Source organism: Peribacillus sp. SIMBA_075, from assembly GCF_046534585.1.
The window spans coordinates 1-256 of record NZ_JAWRYN010001026.1; the positions used below are offsets into that span (position 1 = coordinate 1).

Below are 256 nucleotides of genomic sequence, written 5' to 3' on the forward strand. Positions count from 1 at the left end.
GTTAGTGCCCCAACTATTCCACATGTTCCAATGCTCGCTAAAGGCGGGAAACCTGTAGGTGATGGTTCATTCATTACAGGTGAAGCTGGACCAGAGTTATTTACGAAGAAGGGTAATTCAATCACAGTTACACCTTTATCATCAAAAGAAAAATCACTAGGTATCACTGGAACTATGAATCAATTAATGGGTGATATGAGCCGTATGATGGCTAGTTCTATGAATCAATTATCAGGCTTGAAAACTGTTATGAGTG

The 256-nt window shown here is 39.5% G+C and carries 1 pseudogene; it reads left to right on the plus strand.

The annotated features are described in order from the left end of the window. A pseudogene (locus SB775_RS31410) lies at window positions 1-256 on the plus strand (hypothetical protein); the annotation flags it as partial.